Raw genomic sequence first — 18015 nt, 5'->3', positions numbered from 1 at the left:
GCGGACCGCTGCGCAGCCGCGCCGACTGCGCAGCGGTCCACTCGCCCGTCCGCACAGTCCATGGATATGCGCTTCTGGTCCGGATAGCCATGAATGGCAGGGAAACCAGCTATTTCGTGTGCCGCGATTGCCTTCCCGGCCCTCGGTGTTCGACCGCTGAGGCGTCAATAACCGCTGCACAGAGGCGCTTTGGGTCGAGCCGCACTCGATATGCCTCCGCACGAGCGTGCTTGACGGGCCGTCAATGCCAGGTGCCGGGAGTCAGTCCTCCCGGTGGACCACGTACCTCACGCGGGTGGCGTCAGCCGGGGACAGCCCGCGGTGATCTCGCCGCGCGGCACGCTGTGGTTCCGGACGCAGCCCCGAATGCCTGGAGCACGCATGAACTGGTTCCGCAGGACCTGGTCAACTCCTCTGCACCGTCGCCGGATCGCTCTCGTCACAGGCGCGACCGCTGTGGCCGGCGCGGCCCTGTCAGGTCCTCTCCTGTCCAGCAGCCAGGCCGGGGGTCATGTGGACGCTCCCTCGTCGTTGGCCGACTCGGCCGCCGACATCACAGACGTCTACGCCTTCACCAGCACCGACGACCACGACATGGTCACCTTGATCGCCAACGTCCGGCCGTTCCAGCTTCCGGGGAACGCGACCAGCTCGATCGCCGACCATCCGTTCGCCGACGGCGCCCGATACGAGATCAACACGGACGCCGACGGCGACGGGACTCCGGACACGACCTACCGCTGGACCTTCGCCAAGGACGATCGCAGGCCCCTCAAGATGGGCCCCAAGGTCGGGCCCGGCCAGGTGACTTCACTGGACGACTCGTCCCTCCGGGTACGGCAGACGTACACGCTGGAGCGCGTCCGGGACGGAGGGAAACCCGAGACGCTCGTCGACGACGGCGTCGCCGCCCCCACACACGCGGGCCGGGCCCTCATGCCCGACTACCGCAGGCTGCGCGAGGAGGCCACCCGTCAACTGCCGGGCGGCGGACGGACCTTGGCGGGGCAGTCGGCGGAGGCGTTCAAGGCCGACAGTGAAGTGTTCGGGCTCTACACCGTCGGCACGGCCGGGCCGGTACGCGGCTGGCTGCCCGACGCGCAGCCCCTGTCGGCACTGAACGTCAACAGCCTGGTCGTCCAGGTGCCCAAGAAGGCGATCGCCCTGCGCAACGATCCGCGGCGCAACCCCGTCGTGGGCGTCTGGGCCTCGGTCTCCCGTCCGGGCGCCGACCTGAGCAGGAGCCTCTCCGGGCAGAAAGCCACGTTCCAGCAGGTCTCCCGGCAGGGCAACCCGCACGTTGCGTTCGGCGTCTTCGGTTCGACCGTCGGAATGGCCCGGCCCGGCGGGCCCGAGGACCGCTTCCAGCAGCGCAACCCCGAAGACGACCACCTGGAGCGGGACTTCCTCGCCGCCGTGAACGACCCGGTACCGCCGCACCGCATCGAACGGGCCCACCGCTTCGAGGCTCCCGCCACGCCACGCAAGGACATCGAGGCGCTGTTCATGCGGGGTATCGGAAAGGACAACGGGGCGAAGTTCGGCTACGACCTGAACACGCCCGCCATGAACGCCGACGCCGACCCGTCGAAGATCGTCCCGGCCGAGGAACTGCGGCTGAACCTCACCACCCCCGTGACGCGGGACCCGAAGTCCGACGGCGTCATCGACGGCGACCGGCAGGGCTTCCCCAACGGGCGGCGTCTCAACGACACCATCGACGGGCCCCTGGTACGGATGCTGATGGGCGAGCCCGCAGGCCCGTCTGCCGAACACCTGCTGCCCACCCCTGACTTCAAGCTTCAGCCGGCCGACGCCCAGGACACCTTCCCCTATCTCAACCCGCCGCACGCGGCGCTGTGAGACCCGTGAAGGGCCGGCACGCGGCAGTCGGCGGAACCGTCGCCGTCGGAGTCTGCGTCGCGGGACTGCTGGCCATGGGCCCGGCCGGTTTCCACGGCGACGCCGGGCCGCCTCCGGGACCGCGCGCCACACCCACGTCCCGGGCCGACGCCGCCGAGTTGGCCGAGGAGCCTCTTCGCGTGGCGCGCCGAGCGGTGGACGAGGCGCCGCAAGACCCGGTCGCGTGGTCGGAGTTGGCCCAGGCGGAGATCGAGAGAGCCCGCACCACACTCGACGCCGGCCGCCTGGAGGCGGCCGGGAAAGCGCTGCGGCGCTCGCTCGAGCTGAAACGCGCGGGGAACTACCCGGCCACGGCGGGCATGGGGCAACTCGCCAACGCGCGGCATGAGTTCGGCGCGGGGCGCAGGTGGGGTCTGCGCAGTACGCGGATGGCGCCCGACCGCGCGGAGGGCTACGGCGTACTCGCGGACGCCGAGATCCAGCTCGGGCACTACCGCGCCGCACGGGCGGCCGTGCAGCGCATGCTCGACCTGAAGCCGACGACTGCCGCCTACAGCCGTGCCGCGTACGACCTCGAGACCCATGGCCGCGACCGGGACGCCGCCGTCGCCCTCGAACGAGCCGCGGAGAGCGCACAGACACCCGACGAGACGGCCTTCGCCGAGTCCCGGCTGGGTGAACTGTCCTGGTCGCAGGGCGACTTGAGGCGTGCCGAGCGGCACTTCCGGCGCGCCGTGGCCGCTGTGCCGGACCATCCCCACGCTGTCGCCGGCCGCGCCCGGCTCCAGGCCGTACGCGGACACCCGGCGAAGGCGCTCAGGATGTACGACCAGCTCATCGAACGGACGCCGCTGCCGCAGTTCCTGCTGGAGGCGGCGGAACTGCGGCCGGACCGGCGGGGCCGGGAAGCGCTGGCCGGACTGAAGGCGCAGGCGCGGATGCTGCGCGCCACGGGCGGCCCCGTCGATCCCCACCTCGCGCTGTACGAAGCCGATCACGGAAACCCCGCGACCGCGGTCGCACTGATGCGACGGGAGTGGAAGCGTTCGCACAGCGTCATCGTCGCCGACGCGCTCGGCTGGGCCCTGCACCGCGCCGGACGCGACGCCGAGGCGCTGGAGTACGCCCGGGCCGCAGGCCGCACCGGATGGAAGAACGCGCTCTTCCACTACCACCGAGGGGTCATCGAGCACCGGCTCGGACAGGACGGCGCGGGCGACCGCCACCTGCGGCAGGCGCTCCGGCTCAACCCGCACTTCTCGCCCTACCACGCTCCCCGCGCCGCCCGGCTGCTCCACCGACCCGGCAGCCCCTCCGCCGAAGAGAAACGGTGACCGCCGGTGATCCAGCGTGTCCGTACCCCGCTCCGCGTCCTGGTAGCGATGATCTTCGCCTTGCTGATCAGTGTTGCGGCGATCCCCGCTGCGCACGCCCACCCGTTGGGCAACTTCAGCCTCAACCACCACGACGAACTGCGGCTGTCGTCCGGTCACATCGAGGACACCGCCGTCGTGGACAGCGCGGAGATCCCCACCGCCCAGGACCGTGAGAGGACCGATACGGACGACGACGGCGATGTCTCCCGGGCCGAGGCCGCCACTCGCGCCCGGCAACGCTGCACCCGGCTCGCCGAAGCCTCAAGGGTGACGGTCGGCAGCCGTCGCAGCGACTGGCGTGTGCGCTCCAGCCGCCTCACGTACGGCAAGGGCACAGCCGGTCTGCCGATCGCCCGGCTCACCTGCCGTCTCCACGCCGACGCCGACCTCTCCGGGCCGGCGGACGTCACCTTCGCCTCGGGGGCGGACCGGACCCGCACCGGCTGGAAGGAGATCACCGCGACGGCCGGAAACGGGGTGCGGCTGACGGCCTCGTCCGCCCCGGAGCGGAGCGCGAGCGCGGGGCTGCGCCACTATCCGTCAGGCGCCGCGGACGAGCCGCTGAACGAGACCACGGCAAGACTCCGCACACGACCCGGCTCCGACGGCACGCCCTCCGGCGAAACGGACGGCGCCGCGTCCGGCGCCCGCCCCTCCGTCGCAGCCGGCGCCTCCCTCTTCCCCTCCGTGGAGCGGGAACTGACCGCACTCACCACCAGCCGCGACCTCACCCTTCCGGTGGGGCTCCTCGGCGTCCTGCTCACCGTTGTCCTCGGCGCGGGTCACGCGGCCCTCCCCGGTCACGCGAAACTCGCCGTCGCTGCGTGCCTCGCCCGCCGCACAGGCGGCGTGAGGGCCGCGCTGACAGTCGGCGCGACCGTGACTGCCACGCACACCACAGGAGTGCTGATCGTCGGACTCGTGCTGACTCTCTCCGGCGGACTTCTGGGAGAGCAACTGCTGGGCTGGCTGGGCACGGTCAGCGGTCTGCTGATCGCGGTGATCGGCACATGGCTGCTCACCACGGCTGTACGCGCCCTCAAGTCCGGCAGCCCGCCGGCGAACCGGCATCACGGACACCACCACCACTCCCACGACCACGCCCACACGCACAGCCACAGCGGTCCTCGCTCCCGTGAGGACGCACACCGCACCCCCCTCCGCCTGCCCTCACTCCTCGGCGTCGGACTCGCCGGAGGGCTCGTGCCCAGCCCCTCGGCCCTCGTCGTACTGCTCGGCGCCCTCTCCCTCAGCCGCACGTTCTTCGGCGTCCTGCTCGTCCTCGGGTACGGACTCGGCATGGCGGTCACCCTCACAGCAGCCGGCCTGCTGCTGTCCAGCGGTGGCGAACGCCTGACCACGCTCACTGAACGACGACTCCCCGCATGGTCCCGCTACACCCGCTACGGCACCCTCCTGACCGCGCTGGCCGTCTTCACCGTCGGACTCGGCCTCACCCTGCGCAGCCTGCCGCCGCTGTGACAGCGGCAGCGGCGGGCGAGCGGCCGCCGCACCCGCATCCCCGTGTCTGCCGGGACGTCTGTCTGCCGGGACGACTTGTCGGCGGGACGACCCGTGGCCGGTCGCCCGACGGCTGAGTACGTCGCCCGGGTACGCGTACTCATCCGGTGCCGCCCTCCGCCTCCTACGCTCGCGACCGAGGCGAGGAGACCGGGGGGCCGATGTGAAGTGGCGACGTGGCATGACGTTGACGGTGCTCGCGCTCCTGGCGAGCGGCTGCGGCGTCCTGTCGACGAAGGAGGACCAGCAGCGCGCACAGGAACTGGCCGAGGCCGTGTACCCCGGAGAGCTGCGGGTCGTCGGCGCGCGGACCCTGTTCCCGGAGACCACGGGCTCGGAGGTGACGTACGCGCTCCGCGACGATCCGGACGCGTTCGTGCGGCTGCGTGTGGAAGCCGGTCACGACAGGTGCGGCGGTCAGCCGTGTGCGCAGGCGCTGCGGGACGCCAGGGGGCGGGGCGAAGCCGCGGCTGCTGAATGGCGGGTGCTGAAGGGCGAGTTCGCGCGCTGCGGGTACGAGGTGCACGCCGCGTCCGTGAAACGCGGCACGGTGACCGATCCGTGGATCGCCCAGGCGCTGTCCAACGGCAACGTCGAGGACGTCCTCGCACGCATCGGCGACTGCCTGCGGCGCTACTCGCGCGCACTGCCGGCCGAACAGCATGCCGGTCGTACGAGTGTCACGGTCCACCTCGCGGACCCGTCCCAGGTCCGCGAACTCCCGGCCGGACGGGAGGGCGACCCGGCGTTGCTGCGCAGGACGGCTCCCGGACTCCACGCGGCACTCGCGGGCCGTTCCTCCTACGCGGTGACCTACACGTGGCGCGATGGCGTGGTGCGGCCGGAATCCGGGACGGCGCGGATCGTGCGGCCCTTCGAGGATCGCCAGGAGTTCAAGAGGAAGGTCCACGCCTCCGCTGCCGAGTGGCTCAAGGGCCCGCACCCGCGCGCGGAGTTGGCGCAGGGCTACGGCGGCGCATGGAGTCTGCTGCCGGCCCGGGTGGACCGGCTGCGCGGCTGGGTCCTGTTCTGCGAAAGCCCTGGGGAGAAAGGGAAGCGCTGCCTCGGGAACAGCGCACTGGCGTTGACGGTCGACCTGGAGGGCCGTCTGGTGGGTGAGCCGACGGTGGTGAGCGGCATACGGGACGGGCGCGGGGCGCTGCGACTGCCGCCGCTGGACTGAGGGCCGCGCCGCGCGCACCGCCTGGGCAGGACCCGGCCGGATGCGGGTCCTGGGTGCCCACGGGTCCCGTGACGCCCTCGATTCCTTCCCCGCAAGGCCCTGTTGCTGCACCATGGTCCGATGGCTGACAGCAACGGCGACGGCACCTCGAAGTCCGGCAGCGGCAGCGGCTACATGACCGGCATCGTGATCGGCATGATGCTCGGCTCGGTCCTGGGGCTGCTGATCTTCGACAACATCGCTCTCGGTTTCGGAGTGGGTCTCCCGATCGGCATAGCGATCGGGATGATGGGGCAGCCCCGTCGCAAGCCGGGGGGAACGTCGGCGGAAGACGCCTGATCAGCGGGGCGCGGGCAGCCGGGGTCGTACGTCGGCCGATCTGCCGCACGCCCACTGCCTGTAGCACGCCCACTGCCTCAGCTCGGCGGCGTCGCCGTTCGTCCGTCAACTAACAGAGCCGAGTTCGGAGTTGCCTGTTCGATGCGGTCGGCCGCGTCAGCCCGAGCCGCGGTTGCCGGAGCCGCGTCAGCCGGAGCCGCGCATATCGCAGTACGTCGCAGGGAGCGCTGTCCGGAGGGTTCTCCGCGCCTGCTGTCAGTCGGCAATTGCCGCTGGCGCGGTGACGCCAACGGAAGTGGCGCATAACCGCTTGTGATCGTGTGATGGTTCGGTAGACATCTTCTCCCGCATCTGACGATGCAACAGACTCACGTTCGAGACATTCGTTCCGGATGCAACCATGGGGGACCACACCGATGCCTGGAGCCGACGCGGACAACCGCAGACGGTACGAGACGACACCGCACGTGACCGGCATGCTGGACTCGCTCTTCCGGGAGTTCCGTCGACGCAGGTCGATGGCCGTGCCGCTGTTCGTCGTCCATCCGGACTCGGAGGACGCCGCGGCCGACGATCACGTGCTCGGGGTCGTCGAAGAACTCGGCGAGGAACTGGCGGAGCGTGGCATCCGGTGCGCGAGCGTGAAGCAGTCGTCGCAGGACGGTGAGGACGGTGAACTCCACCCGCGGGTACGCGCGTTGCATCTGGTCCAGGAGCTGTGCGGCAAGAAGCCGGTGGAGGGCCGCGAGCCGTGCGTGGAGCCCGATCCCTGGAGGGGCGGCAGAGGCCAGTACGTGCCCTACGTGTTCCCGCGGAGCGACCTGCTGTCGACCATCGAGGACGCGGTCGCACAGGAGGGCAGGCGGGGGAGTACGGACGGCCTGCTGAAGTACCTGAACAGCAAGGGATGGCGCCCCGGCGGCACCCACTGGGCGACAAGGCTGCGCGGCGAGGTCACGAACGCGTCGAAGACACTGCCGGCGCTGTTGATCGCGGTGATCGCCGTGGTGGTCGCGGGCAAGCCGTGGTTCGTCACGCTGGGGTTCGTGGCGGCCGTGTTCGCCGTGGTGATCGCGCTGAGCGTCCTTCCCGGCAGAGCGCCGCTCCTTCTCGGACTGCGCCGTGAGATCCGCTGGTTCCTCGGGACGACCTACCTCAATCAGGGTCCGCGGGCGGAGCGCGGTGAACGCGGGACCTGGCGGTTCCTCCGGCTGTGGCCGCCCGGTTCGGTCCGTCAGCGGGTGGACGCGGTCGCACGCGATCTCCGGGACAGCCGGCTGCTGGCGGACGGTGGGCCGGACGAGGCCTCGGTGGACGCTCAACGCCGGCATCTCCAGCTGCGGGTGCACGCGTTGCGCGAGGACCTGCGTGACGCACATGCGGCCTGGTCGCTGGATCTGCGCGGCCGGAAGCGCCCGACGCCTCCGGTACTCGTTCTGGCTCCGGCCGACAAGGCCGGCGGCTCCATCGAACTGATCAAGGCGATCAGCGACATCCGCAGCGTCCGCAGTGAACTCGACCCGCTGCTGGTGATCGCCGCAGTCCGGCAGCAGGACGTCGAGGAGCTCCAGAGCAGCTTCGAGGCCCCGCTCCCCGCGCACCCGATGACAGGGCCGGTTTCGGACATCCCCGAGTACGCCGACTGGAACCGCAGCCGACGGGTGAACCAGTCCCCCAGCACCCGGGGGAGCACGCTGCCCTGGGTGCTCAGAGTGCCGTTGACGGACGACTGGCTGAGCCAGGCCCGGACCGGCCGTCGGCGCATCTCGCCCGTCGTCAGGCCACGGTGGACATGGCTCTGGTCCTCGCCTGCTCTGGTTCTTCTGCTGTGCGCCGCGGCAGTGGGCCTGTGGATCTACGACTCCGAACTGGGCGAGCGCTACTGCGCAGGCGGCCTGAGCGGTGTCAACCGCGACTCGGAACGCGTGCGGATCGCGGGCGACGAGGAAGCGGAGTGCGTGGGCGTCGCCACCGGCACGGTCTCGTTCCCCGTCGCCCCGAAGGTGCAGAAGCTCATCAGGACGGCCAACGCGGAGATCGGCAGGAATGAGGACCACGTGACGATCGTCTACGCGGGTCCACTGAGCGGCAGTTCGGCGGAGCAGCTGACGAAGGGCCTGGAGGAGCTGCGCGGCGTCCATCTCGCGCAGAGGTCGATCAACCAGGAGTCCTCGGTCAAGCTGAGGGTCCTGGTGGCCAACGGCGGCCAGGACATGTACGCGCAGAAGACCATGGCGCGGCACATCACCGACCTGGCCCGCAGGGACGAGTCGATCGTCGGGGTCGTCGGCATGGGCCGCGACATGACCGACAGCGACGACGTGCAGGAGATGCTCCGCGAGGCAGATCTGCCGGTGGTCTCCAGCACCAACTCCGGTACTCACATGACCCGTTACCCCAACTTCTTCGGCCTGGCAGCGACCGATGAATGGCAGAACGACCAACTTCGGCTCGTCGCCGATCAGTTGACTTCCGCGCCTGGGAAGGAGAGAGCCGTCGTCCTCGCGCGTGACCACGGGAGGAACAGCCACGACCAGTACACGAAGGAGCAGAAGAAGTACGGCGAGGCGATGCTGGAGGATGCCGGCTACCGGGTGGAGCGTCTGCACGACTACGGGATCAGGAACGGCCGCCCCGTTCTCGACACGCAGATCGAAGCCATCTGCGGCGAGGAAGACGTACCCCTGGCCGTCTACTTCGCAGGCCGGTCCGAGGACGTGACTCCGCTCATGCGGGGCATCGCCTCCAACGACCGCTGCAACAAGGAGAAGATCGCCGTCCTCGCCGGCGACGACCTCTCCAAAGCGCGCTTCGGCTACGGGACGACCGTCGCGAAGAACGTCACCATCTACCACCTCACCCTGACCGCGCTGGAGCAGTCCCTGCCGGGGTCGCTCTTCCTCGGGCGTCTCGACAGGCTCGCGGAGGACGGCGGCACAGAGCTGGGCCTCACCATCGACGAGGCCCTTCGGGAGGACCGTGTCTCCCCGAAGCTGGACAACGGTCAGACGGCACTCTCGCACGACGCCACCGAGGTGCTGCACCAGGCGGCCGAGAGCGACGGGGAGGCACGGAGCCGCGCCGAGACCTGGGCCGCTCTCCGGCAGACCGATTTCACCAGCCTCGCCACCGGCCGGATCAACTTCACCGAGGGTGCCGACCAAGGCGGTGACCGGTTCGCCATCTCGGTGGTGAAGGTCACGAACAGGGACGGACGCGGCAACGACCGCGAGATCCTCTGCTCCCGGCAGGCCGGACCGGGGGAGGCGCTGACAAAGAAGGAATGCTCGATCGGATGAGCCGCGCACCGCTGCGGGGCTCTGCGTGAGCCGGTGCCGCCGGGCCACCGCGGCGGGCGGAAGTCCAGGGCGCGGCCCGGTGGTTGGGCCGACCCACGGGGCGGCCGAACCGGGAACCGGGGGCGGGCGGGGTGCGTCCTCCGGAGATGTCTGCGGGTGACGGGGGCACTGGCCTGCCCCGTACGGGAGCCGCGGACCTGTGGGACCACCACCGACCGTCGAAGAGGGGAAGCGCACCGTGGAGATACGCAAGACGCGCAGGGCCGGGCTCGCCGCACTGGCCGCGCTGGGTCTGCTGGCAGCGGGGTACGGCACGGCGAGCGCCGGGACCGGCGTCCGGCCGGCCGAGGCCGGACAGGAGAGGCCCGAGGCCGGACAGCAGAAGGAGAGGGACGAGGCCGCCGACGACTTCGAGTCGACCCTCGAACTGAGCGACGGCCGCAAGGTGCACGTGCGCCTGGTCGAGGGGACGGGTGCGCAGGAGCGTCACACCACTGCCGGGTCGGACAAGTGGAGCAAGTGGCAGACGCTCTACAAGACGGAGTCCGACCGCTGTCAGGGGGTCGATCTCCAGGAGAAGGACGGAACCGTCTCCCTGATCGCGGACTTCGGGCGGTTCTGCTACGACGGAGAGCCTCCGATGGAGTCCATCGCCGGGGTCGGCACGGAGGACCTCACCGAGTGGGACATCGACATCACCGAGGGCTTCGACGGCTGGGAGGACAGCTCCATCACCAGCGAGGGAAGCAAGGTCCTCTTCGTCTACAACAGCGACTTCGGTCTGTACACGTTGCGTTGGGACCAGAGCGAGGGCTTCTCGGAGATCGACGAGCCCGAGGAGCAGTGACGATCGCGGTCCGCGCGCCGTCACGCTCTGGAGGAAGGGCAGGCGGGGCAGGCAGGGCGGGCAGGGCAGGCGGGGCGGCGGCGGCCGGCGAGGGGCTGTCCTCGGCGGGGCCTGTCCGGCACCGGACACGCCCGGGGCGGGATACGGGCATCGACCGTCCGGTGTGATCACCATCTCGGTAGGGGAGGGCAACCCAGGCCGAGATGAGGGACCGGATGAGACCGCTGACTCTGACTCACCTTCGCTCCACCCGCCAGACCTCCGCTGCGCAGCAGCGATCCGAAAGCGCGAAACCCTTCCAGGCGGCCGTCCGGACGCTGCGCAGGCGCATGGGCAGATGCGGCGGCCCCGTCCGTACGGGCGTGGTCGTCGCGCTCGCGGTCGCCACGCTCGGTGCCTCCGCGACGGCCGCGACCTCGCGTTCCGCTCCTCCGCAGCCGCAGCCGCAGCCGCAGCCGCAGCCGCAGCCGCAGCCGCAGCCGCAGGCTCAGGCGCCTGCGCCGATGGCGGTGGCGCCCTATCTCTCCCTCGGCTGGGGAAGCCCGCCGAAGCCCGAGACCGTCATGGCGGCGACGGGCGTCCGCTGGTTCACGCTCGCGTTCGTCCTCAGCCAGGGGGAGTGCACCCCGCGCTGGGACGGGTACCGGCCGCTCACCGGCGGAGTGGACGAGCGTACGGTGCGCGCTGTGCGCAAGGCGGGCGGTGACGTGATGCCGTCGTTCGGCGGCGGACTGGGGAAGAAGCTGGAGCAGAGCTGCGCGGACGCCGAGGCGCTGGCCGGGGCGTACCAGACGGTGATCGACGCGTACGGACTGAAGGCGATCGACATCGACATCGAAGCGGGTGCGTACCGCAGCGACGCGGCCCGGCGGAAGATGCTGGGAGCCCTCCGCCTCGTCCAGGAGGCCAACCCCGGCCTCGTCGTCTACGTCACGCTGCCCAGCCACCGCTCCGGACCCGACCGCTCACTCATCGACCGAGCGGCCGCGATGAAGGTGGAGCCGGACGCGTGGAGCATCATGCCGTTCTCCTTCGTGCCGTCCGCGAAGGGGGAGGACATGGGCCTCATCAGCACGCGGGCGGTGGACGGGCTCAAGGACAGACTGCGCAGCGCCTACGGCTACACCGAGAAGGAGGCGTACGCGCGCAGCGGTGTCTCCTCGATGAACGGGATCACCGGGGAGGGGGAGACGATCACGGCGGAGGACTTCCGCACCATCGCCTCCCACGCGCGCAAGCACGGGCTGGGCAGGCTCACCTTCTGGTCCGTCAACCGGGACCGTCCGTGCGGAGCGCGTCCGTATCCGGCCGAGGACTCGTGCTCCGGGATGATCCAGGAGCCGTGGCAGTACACCCGCGTTCTGGCTCAACACGGGCGGTGAGCAACGGACTTCAGCGCGATCCTCCATGACGGCGTCCGCAGGCGGATCTTTGGCGGAGGCATGCCGGAGAGGCGCCGACAGCGTTTCCCGGCAAGGGAGTTGAGCGGACGGGCCGGGCGGCGGAGAGGCGTCCCGCAGCAGTACGGCGGGACGCCTCTCCGGCGTCGTGCGGACGGTCAGATGCCGAAGGCGGGCGCGTAACACACCGAACCGCGCGGCAGAGCGCCGCCGTCGAGGGAGAGCGCGAGGAAGGCGTCGTCGGGCCACTCCTGTCCGGGCGGCGGAGCGATGCCGAAGCCGGAGCAGGGGGTGAAGCCGAAGCGCGGGTAGTACGGCGGGTGGCCGAGGACGACGACTGCGCGTTCGCCCGCCGCCCGTGCCGCTTCCAGCGCGGAGCGGACGGCGGCGCTGCCGGCGCCCCGCCCCTGGTACTCCGGCAGCACGGCGCAGGGGCCGAGGGCGAGTGCGGGAGCGTCGCCGATGTGGCAGCGGGTCAGCAGGGCGAAGCCGACCGCCTCGTCGCCGGCGAGGGCGACGTGGGAGAGGTGGGGGAGCCAGGCGTCCGGGTCCCCGCGGAGTGCGTCCACGAGGTCGGCTTCCGCTGCGGTCTCGAAGGCGGCGAGGTTGACGCGCCGTACGGCGGAGATGTCCTCGCGTCGTTCGGTGCGGGCCGGCCAGGCAGGGCCCGGTGAGGTGCCCGATGGTGTGCTCATGCGGCTCATCGTCGTGCCTCGGCCGCGGCGGAAGCACGTGGTTTTCACAGCGCCGTGGCGCCGGGTCCGGCGGCTTCCGGTCCGGGACGCCGTTCACACCGGCTGGACTGCCTGGAACTCCTCGCCCTCCGCTGCGTTCTCGCCGCCTTCTCCCGGCCGGTCGCCTTGCCCTCGCGGCCTGCGCCGCAGCACGTACGCCGCCAGGGTGCCCGCTGCGAAGAGCGCCAGCACCGACACGGCGGTGCCGAGCCACGAGGCCCCGAGCCAGCGGCCGCCGAAGTACCCCAGACTCACGCTGTACGCGGCCCAGGTCAGCCCTGCCAGCGCGGACCAGGGCACGAAGTCCTTCGCACGCCGGTGTGCGGCACCCGCGGTGAGGCTCACGACCGAACGTCCCGCGGGGGCGAAACGGGCCAGTATGACCAGTGCGCCTCCGCCGCTCGCCAGCGCATGTCCCAACTTCTCCTGGGCCGCCCGCAGATGGGGCGAGCGGGAGAGCACACGGCCGAAGCGTCCCCCGTCCCGCCGGGCGAGGCGGTACGCGACGAGGTCACCCACCACGGAGGCGGTCGCAGCGCACAGCACCAGGGCCACGATCTCGGGGAGATGCGGGCTCTCCGCAGCGCGGCGGGCGTGGCCGGGCAGGTCCGCGGCCGCATCGGCGGCAGTCGTACCGGCCACGGCGGTTGCCGCAGCGACGACGAGCACCCCGCTCGGCAGCACTGGAACGAAGACGTCCAGCAGGACGGAGAGTGCGATCACCCCGTATATCCATGGGGATCCGGTCACAGACCCCAGGACTTCCAGCACTGTCTCCCCCGTTCGTCCCCTTTGCGTTCGTCCCCCGAGCGTTCAACTGCGTTGGGACAGCGTACGCGTGGATGTTGCCGGTGTGGTGGCCGGGGCGTGCGGGAATGATCTCGGGTCTGTCTCAGGGCGGTCACAGGCCCGGAGGGTGCTCCTCGGGGTCCGTGACGAGCGGCCGGCGGAGCACGCACTCCAGCCGCGACCTGCTGCCGCGGCCCTGACCGGGGACTCCGCCGGGACTGTCGGCGCCCTCCGGAACGGCGTGCGCCTGCTCCAGCGAGAGCTCGGCGGAACGGCCGCGGAGCCGCAGCGTCATGAGCTGATTGCCGAACCACGGACCGCCCGTGCGCCGCCACTTCACCGGCGGGCGGCCCGCGCGTCCGTGCCGGGCCAGCGCACGGCCCACCCAGCGGCCGGCCCGGCTCCAGCCGAAGCGGAAACCCCAACGCATCACTGCCGGGATGCTGTTGTGCATGGGTGAGCAAGTCAGCTGGAGGACCCGCGAGTTGACCGTTCCGGCGAACCGGGGCTCGCTCATGTAGGCGTGGTGCACGTCCCCGGAGAGGACACCCAGCGTCGCCGGCGCCTCACGGGCGGAGGCGACCTCGTGGAGGAGTTCCGTCAGGGCGTCGAAGGACTGCGGATAGGCGGCCCAGTGTTCCAAGTCCGCTTCGCGGCGCAGCCGTTCGCCCAGCCTGGCCCAGCGGGGCCCGCGGGAGCCACGGCACAGGGCGGCGTTCCACGCCTCCGCGTCATGGATGGCGGGCGGCAGCAGCCACGGAAGCGACGTACCGATCAGCAGGTGGTCGCAGGCGTGTCCGGAGCCTGCTTCCGTGGCGTCCGGTGCGCCCGGCGCGCGATGCCCCGCGTCGTATCCCGGGACGTTGCCGTCCAGCGCGGTCAGCATCTGTTCGCGCAGCCACGCCATTTCCTTCTCGTCCAGCATCGCGCGCTTCTGCTCGTCCAGTACACGCCCCGCCCGGGTGTCGATCATGATCATGCGGACGCGGCCGAGATCACGGCGGTAGCTCCAGCGGACGGTCTCGGGATACGTGTCCGCGCGGGCAGCGAACTCGCGCAGCACCGCCGTACCGTCCTCCGCCTCCTGGACGGCGGCGAAGACCGGGTCCTCGGCCAGCTCGCCCGGCGAGAGATTGCCCAGGTGCTGGTACACCCAGTACGAGGCGAGTCCGCTCAGTATGCGTTCGCGCCACCAGCCGGTCTCCCGCATCTGGCGGCGCCACGAATCGCTGGTGTTCCAGTCGTCTATCACGTCGTGATCGTCGAAGATCATGCAGCTGGGCACCGTCGAGAGCAGCCAGCGCACTTCCGGGTCGAGCCAGGACTCGTCGTAGAGCAGCGTGTACTCGGAGAAATCGGCAACCTGCCCCCATGGTGGCTCCGACAGGTCGCGCCGCTCGGCGAGTTTCGCCCGCACACGCTCCGAGGTCTCGTCCGCGTACACCTGGTCGCCCAGCAGCAGGAGGACGTCGGGGCGGTCCCCGCCGGCGAGAGCGCGCTGGGCGAGGGCGTCGAGAGCGTCGGGGCCGGCGGGGTCGTGCGAGCTGGCGGAGGGGCGGGCCGCCCAGCGGCAGGAGCCGAAGGTGATGTCGAGGGTGCCGGTGCCGGGTGCGGGCGTGCGGATAGTGCTCGGCGGGAGGGAGGAGCCGGGTTCCGGCCACACCTGAGCGCCGTCGAGGAGCACGCGGTAGGCCGTGACAGTGCCCGGTTCGAGGCCCACGACGGTGATCAGGGCGTAATGATGGCCCGAGATCTGCCAGGTGCGGGCGCTGCCGCCCGCACTGCCGCTCTCGCAGGCCACTTCTGCCTCGCACGGCCCGTCGGTCTCGATCCAGATCGTCGCCGTGTCCTCGTCGAGGTAGCGCAGCAGTGGTCCCAGGCGCAGCCTGACCATGGAAGTTCTCCCTCCGTCGCCCTGCACGCTACGGAACGACGAAGGAGATCGGCGAGTTTCCTACGCTGAGAACGCTGCTCTGTACTTTTTCGTGACTTTTGGGCGTCGCTCTGTGAGGTGATCACTGCTCTGCGGAGCCGTCCTCGCCCATTCCGCGACGAGAGCACTGCTCTTCGGGGGGTGCCCTGCTCCGCAGAGGCAGCGCTGCTCTCGCGTGCTCCCCCTGCGAGCACTGCTCTCGCGTGCCCGTCTCTTCCGTGCTGTTCGGACCGGGCCCCTGCCGTACGTGACGACGTGAGTGCTGATCCCGCTGTGACGGCCGCGCCCGTTCCAGGAAGAGAGAGCGGGGGAGCGAGCAGAGAGCGCCGCTCTGCGCCCCGCACCGCCCCGCGACGAGAGCGCTGATCTATCGGCTTGCACCGCTCCACGACGAGAGCGCTGCTTCTGCGCCCCGCCCCGCCCCACGAAGAGAGCACTGCTCCGGTCGGCGATCCGTCCCTCCGAGGGGGAGCGGTGCCGTCCGGAGCAGTGCTCTACGACTGGAGCGGTGAACGCCTGCCTCAGCAGGTGCCCAGGGCCTCCGTCAGGGCGCTCTTCTCCGCGGAGTCCGCGGTCAGCTTGTACGTGTCCTTCACCCAGATCCACATCCGGGCGTAGGTGCAGTGGTAGCCCGTCTCCGGCGGCATCCACTCGGCCGGGTCGCGGTCGCTCTTCGACTGGTTCACGTTGTCCGTCACGGCGACCAGCTGCGCGATGTCCATGTCGTTCGCGAGCTTCTCGCGCTCGTCGTCCGTCCACTCGCTGGCGCCGGAGGTCCATGCCTCCGCGAGGGGCACCATGTGGTCGATGTCGACGTCGGAGGGGTCAGTCCAGCTTCCGCCGTCGTACGGGCTCTTCCACGTGCCGCTCGTCGGGTAGCAGTCGCTCCCGGTCTCCACACCGGTGCCGTCCCTCTTGAGGACGGCTTCGCGGGTGTCGCATCCCTCGCCCTGGTCGCTCCAGTGCGGGAACTTCTCGCGGTCGTAGCCGTCCATCGAGCCTTCGGTCTGCTCGCTGAGGCCTTCGAGCATCGTCTGCGCCTCGGACGCGCTCGGCGGGGCCGGGGGTTCGGCCTGAGCGGGGGCACCGATGAACAGCAGCAGTCCGGCGCAGGGAGCGGCGAGGGCGGCCGTTATGACCGACTTGCGTCGACGCGCGTAGAGCTTTGTGCGTATGCCCTCTTGCATACGAACTCCTCCGGTGTGGGGGGTTATTGCGAGGCGTGCACCTCGTGGTTCGACGATGCCGACCGCAGGTTTCCGGGAGGCAGGCGTCAGGTAACAGCGTGACGACGTGTCCACGTCACATCAAGCCCCCTGGCACATTTGGCTGTTGTGCAGGGGGGTGCGAACGGCCTTCCGCGCCCCGTACGTTGTGGTGCGCCCCCTTCTGTACCGGCCCCGGGCCTCCGTGCCCCGTACGGACGGCCTCGGCGGTGCCTCTGGGAGCCTCCGGGCGTAACCGGGCGCATCCGGGCGCATCCGGGCGCCTCGACGGTGCGTCTGCGGCGCCTCGGCGGTGCGTCTCCGGCGTCTCGAAGCGCGTTTCGCTCACGTCTGGTCGCCTGCGCGCGATCGCGTACGGGCAGCGCGTCGTCTAGCCTTGGTGCCGGCAGAAGGGGAGTAGCTCTTCGCCGGACCGTCGACATACTGGGCGTTCCGCCTGCCGCACGGCCTCTGCCTGAGGGTTCCGTCGGCCGGTGTTCCGCCCCGGCGCCCGGAGTGCAGGGCCTCGAACAGGCAGCGAAGCGGCCGGTTCGCAGTCGCAGCACCAGCGAGACCTTCGGCAAGCAGCGTCCGTACTGAACGTATCGACGCTGTCGTGCCGAGGTATGCGCTGCGACGGCACGACAGCACCGGCCCGGAGGAACTCCCGTGATCAGCCTTTCCGTCGCCGCCGTCGTCTTCGGTGTCGTCTTTCTCGCCGAGCTGCCCGACAAGACCGCCCTCGCCGGGCTCATGCTGGGTACGCGGTATCGCGCCTCGTACGTCTTCGCCGGTGTCGCCGCCGCCTTCGTGGTGCATGTCGTGCTCGCCGTCGCAGCGGGCAGCGTGCTCACCCTGCTGCCGCAGCGCCCGCTGCAGGCGGTCGTGGGTCTGCTGTTCCTCGCCGGTGCGCTCGTGCTGTGGCTGAAGAAGGACGGTGAGGAGGAGGAGCAGGTCAGGACGCCTGCCGATCAGTCTTTCTGGAAGGTCGCCTCCAGCGGCTTCATGCTCATCCTGGTCGCGGAGTTCGGTGACCTGACGCAGATCATGACCGCCAACCTCGCCGCACGGTACGACGATCCGCTCTCCGTCGGCCTCGGTGCGGTGCTCGCACTGTGGGCGGTTGCCGCACTCGGCATTCTCGGCGGGCGCACGCTGATGCGGTTCGTCCCGTTGCGGCTGATCACCAGGGTCGCGGCGCTGCTCATGGCCGGTCTGGCGGCCTTCAGCCTGTACGAGGCGGCCACGCCCTGACGGGCCGGGGCGGCACCCGCGGTGGCGCGTCGGCCGCGTGCTGCCGGTAACGGTGTCCGGGTGGTGCGCGTGACGGCGTGACGGGGCGTCGGTCGAGCCGTATGCCGCCCTCCCGCGCTGCCCGGCCGTCATCGCGGCGCTACTGCTGGTACGAACCCGAGTCCGAGAAGTGCGATAGTGCGCTTACTCTGTTGCTCCTGCGATTCAGCAGATGAAAGCGGCAGTGAAGCGGCACCACGCGACAAGAACTCTGAAACAGGACAACGGGGTGT

At 70.7% G+C, this 18015-nt stretch carries 13 protein-coding genes; 9 read left to right on the top strand and 4 right to left on the bottom strand.

Annotated elements, in window-relative coordinates:
• Window positions 1-381 precede the first annotated feature (381 nt).
• The 8 genes from ACFPA8_RS02900 to ACFPA8_RS02865 all read left to right on the top strand — a co-directional run bounded on the left by ACFPA8_RS02900 (window position 382) and on the right by ACFPA8_RS02865 (window position 11810).
• Entirely contained in the window at window positions 382-1863 is a 1482-nt protein-coding gene (locus ACFPA8_RS02900) for a DUF4331 domain-containing protein (protein WP_386441745.1), read from the top strand.
• Window positions 1864-1868: 5 nt separating this feature from the next.
• Window positions 1869-3197 (top strand): tetratricopeptide repeat protein, encoded by a 1329-nt coding sequence (locus tag ACFPA8_RS02895; protein ID WP_386441742.1) that lies wholly within the window; start codon window positions 1869-1871, stop codon window positions 3195-3197.
• Between the two features lie 6 nt (window positions 3198-3203).
• Complete coding sequence (locus ACFPA8_RS02890; RefSeq protein ID WP_386441739.1) at window positions 3204-4721, top strand: nickel transporter; 1518 nt, start codon at window positions 3204-3206, stop codon at window positions 4719-4721.
• Between the two features lie 202 nt (window positions 4722-4923).
• Entirely contained in the window at window positions 4924-5943 is a 1020-nt protein-coding gene (locus ACFPA8_RS02885) for an SCO7460 family lipoprotein (RefSeq protein WP_386441736.1), read from the top strand.
• Window positions 5944-6063: 120 nt separating this feature from the next.
• Window positions 6064-6282, top strand: a complete 219-nt coding sequence (locus ACFPA8_RS02880; RefSeq protein WP_386441733.1) for a hypothetical protein — start codon at window positions 6064-6066, stop codon at window positions 6280-6282.
• Window positions 6283-6698: 416 nt separating this feature from the next.
• Window positions 6699-9581: an ABC transporter substrate-binding protein gene (locus ACFPA8_RS02875; RefSeq protein WP_386441730.1), complete on the top strand. Its 2883-nt coding sequence runs from the start codon at window positions 6699-6701 to the stop codon at window positions 9579-9581.
• A 199-nt stretch (window positions 9582-9780) separates the two neighbouring features.
• Window positions 9781-10428 carry a hypothetical protein gene (locus ACFPA8_RS02870; RefSeq protein WP_386441727.1) on the top strand — a complete coding sequence of 216 codons (648 nt, stop codon included), beginning with the start codon at window positions 9781-9783 and terminating at the stop codon, window positions 10426-10428.
• A 329-nt stretch (window positions 10429-10757) separates the two neighbouring features.
• Window positions 10758-11810, top strand: coding sequence for a chitinase (locus tag ACFPA8_RS02865; RefSeq protein ID WP_386441725.1), 1053 nt, complete (start codon window positions 10758-10760; stop codon window positions 11808-11810).
• A 176-nt stretch (window positions 11811-11986) separates the two neighbouring features.
• Here the strand turns inward: ACFPA8_RS02865 and ACFPA8_RS02860 are convergent, their stop codons facing one another.
• From ACFPA8_RS02860 to ACFPA8_RS02845, 4 genes are all read right to left on the bottom strand, one after another.
• Entirely contained in the window at window positions 11987-12523 is a 537-nt protein-coding gene (locus ACFPA8_RS02860) for a GNAT family N-acetyltransferase (protein WP_386441723.1), read from the bottom strand.
• Window positions 12524-12616: 93 nt separating this feature from the next.
• Complete coding sequence (locus tag ACFPA8_RS02855) at window positions 12617-13333, bottom strand: DedA family protein (RefSeq protein WP_386441721.1); 717 nt, start codon at window positions 13331-13333, stop codon at window positions 12617-12619.
• Between the two features lie 130 nt (window positions 13334-13463).
• The gene (locus ACFPA8_RS02850; protein WP_386441718.1) at window positions 13464-15245 is read right to left on the bottom strand and encodes an alkaline phosphatase D family protein; all 1782 of its coding nucleotides are present in this window, start codon (window positions 15243-15245) and stop codon (window positions 13464-13466) included.
• A 560-nt stretch (window positions 15246-15805) separates the two neighbouring features.
• Entirely contained in the window at window positions 15806-16471 is a 666-nt protein-coding gene (locus ACFPA8_RS02845; protein WP_386441715.1) for an HNH endonuclease family protein, read from the bottom strand.
• Window positions 16472-17158: 687 nt separating this feature from the next.
• On the opposite strand from ACFPA8_RS02845, the gene ACFPA8_RS02840 reads away from it, so the two are divergent.
• Window positions 17159-17743: a TMEM165/GDT1 family protein gene (locus tag ACFPA8_RS02840; RefSeq protein WP_386441712.1), complete on the top strand. Its 585-nt coding sequence runs from the start codon at window positions 17159-17161 to the stop codon at window positions 17741-17743.
• Window positions 17744-18015: the final 272 nt, after the last annotated feature.

Origin of the sequence: Streptomyces ovatisporus, from assembly GCF_042653885.1 — a bacterium.
Lineage (GTDB): Bacteria > Actinomycetota > Actinomycetes > Streptomycetales > Streptomycetaceae > Streptomyces > Streptomyces ovatisporus.
The sequence above is the reverse complement of the archived record's forward strand: the minus strand, read 5'-3'. Positions and strand labels throughout refer to the sequence as shown.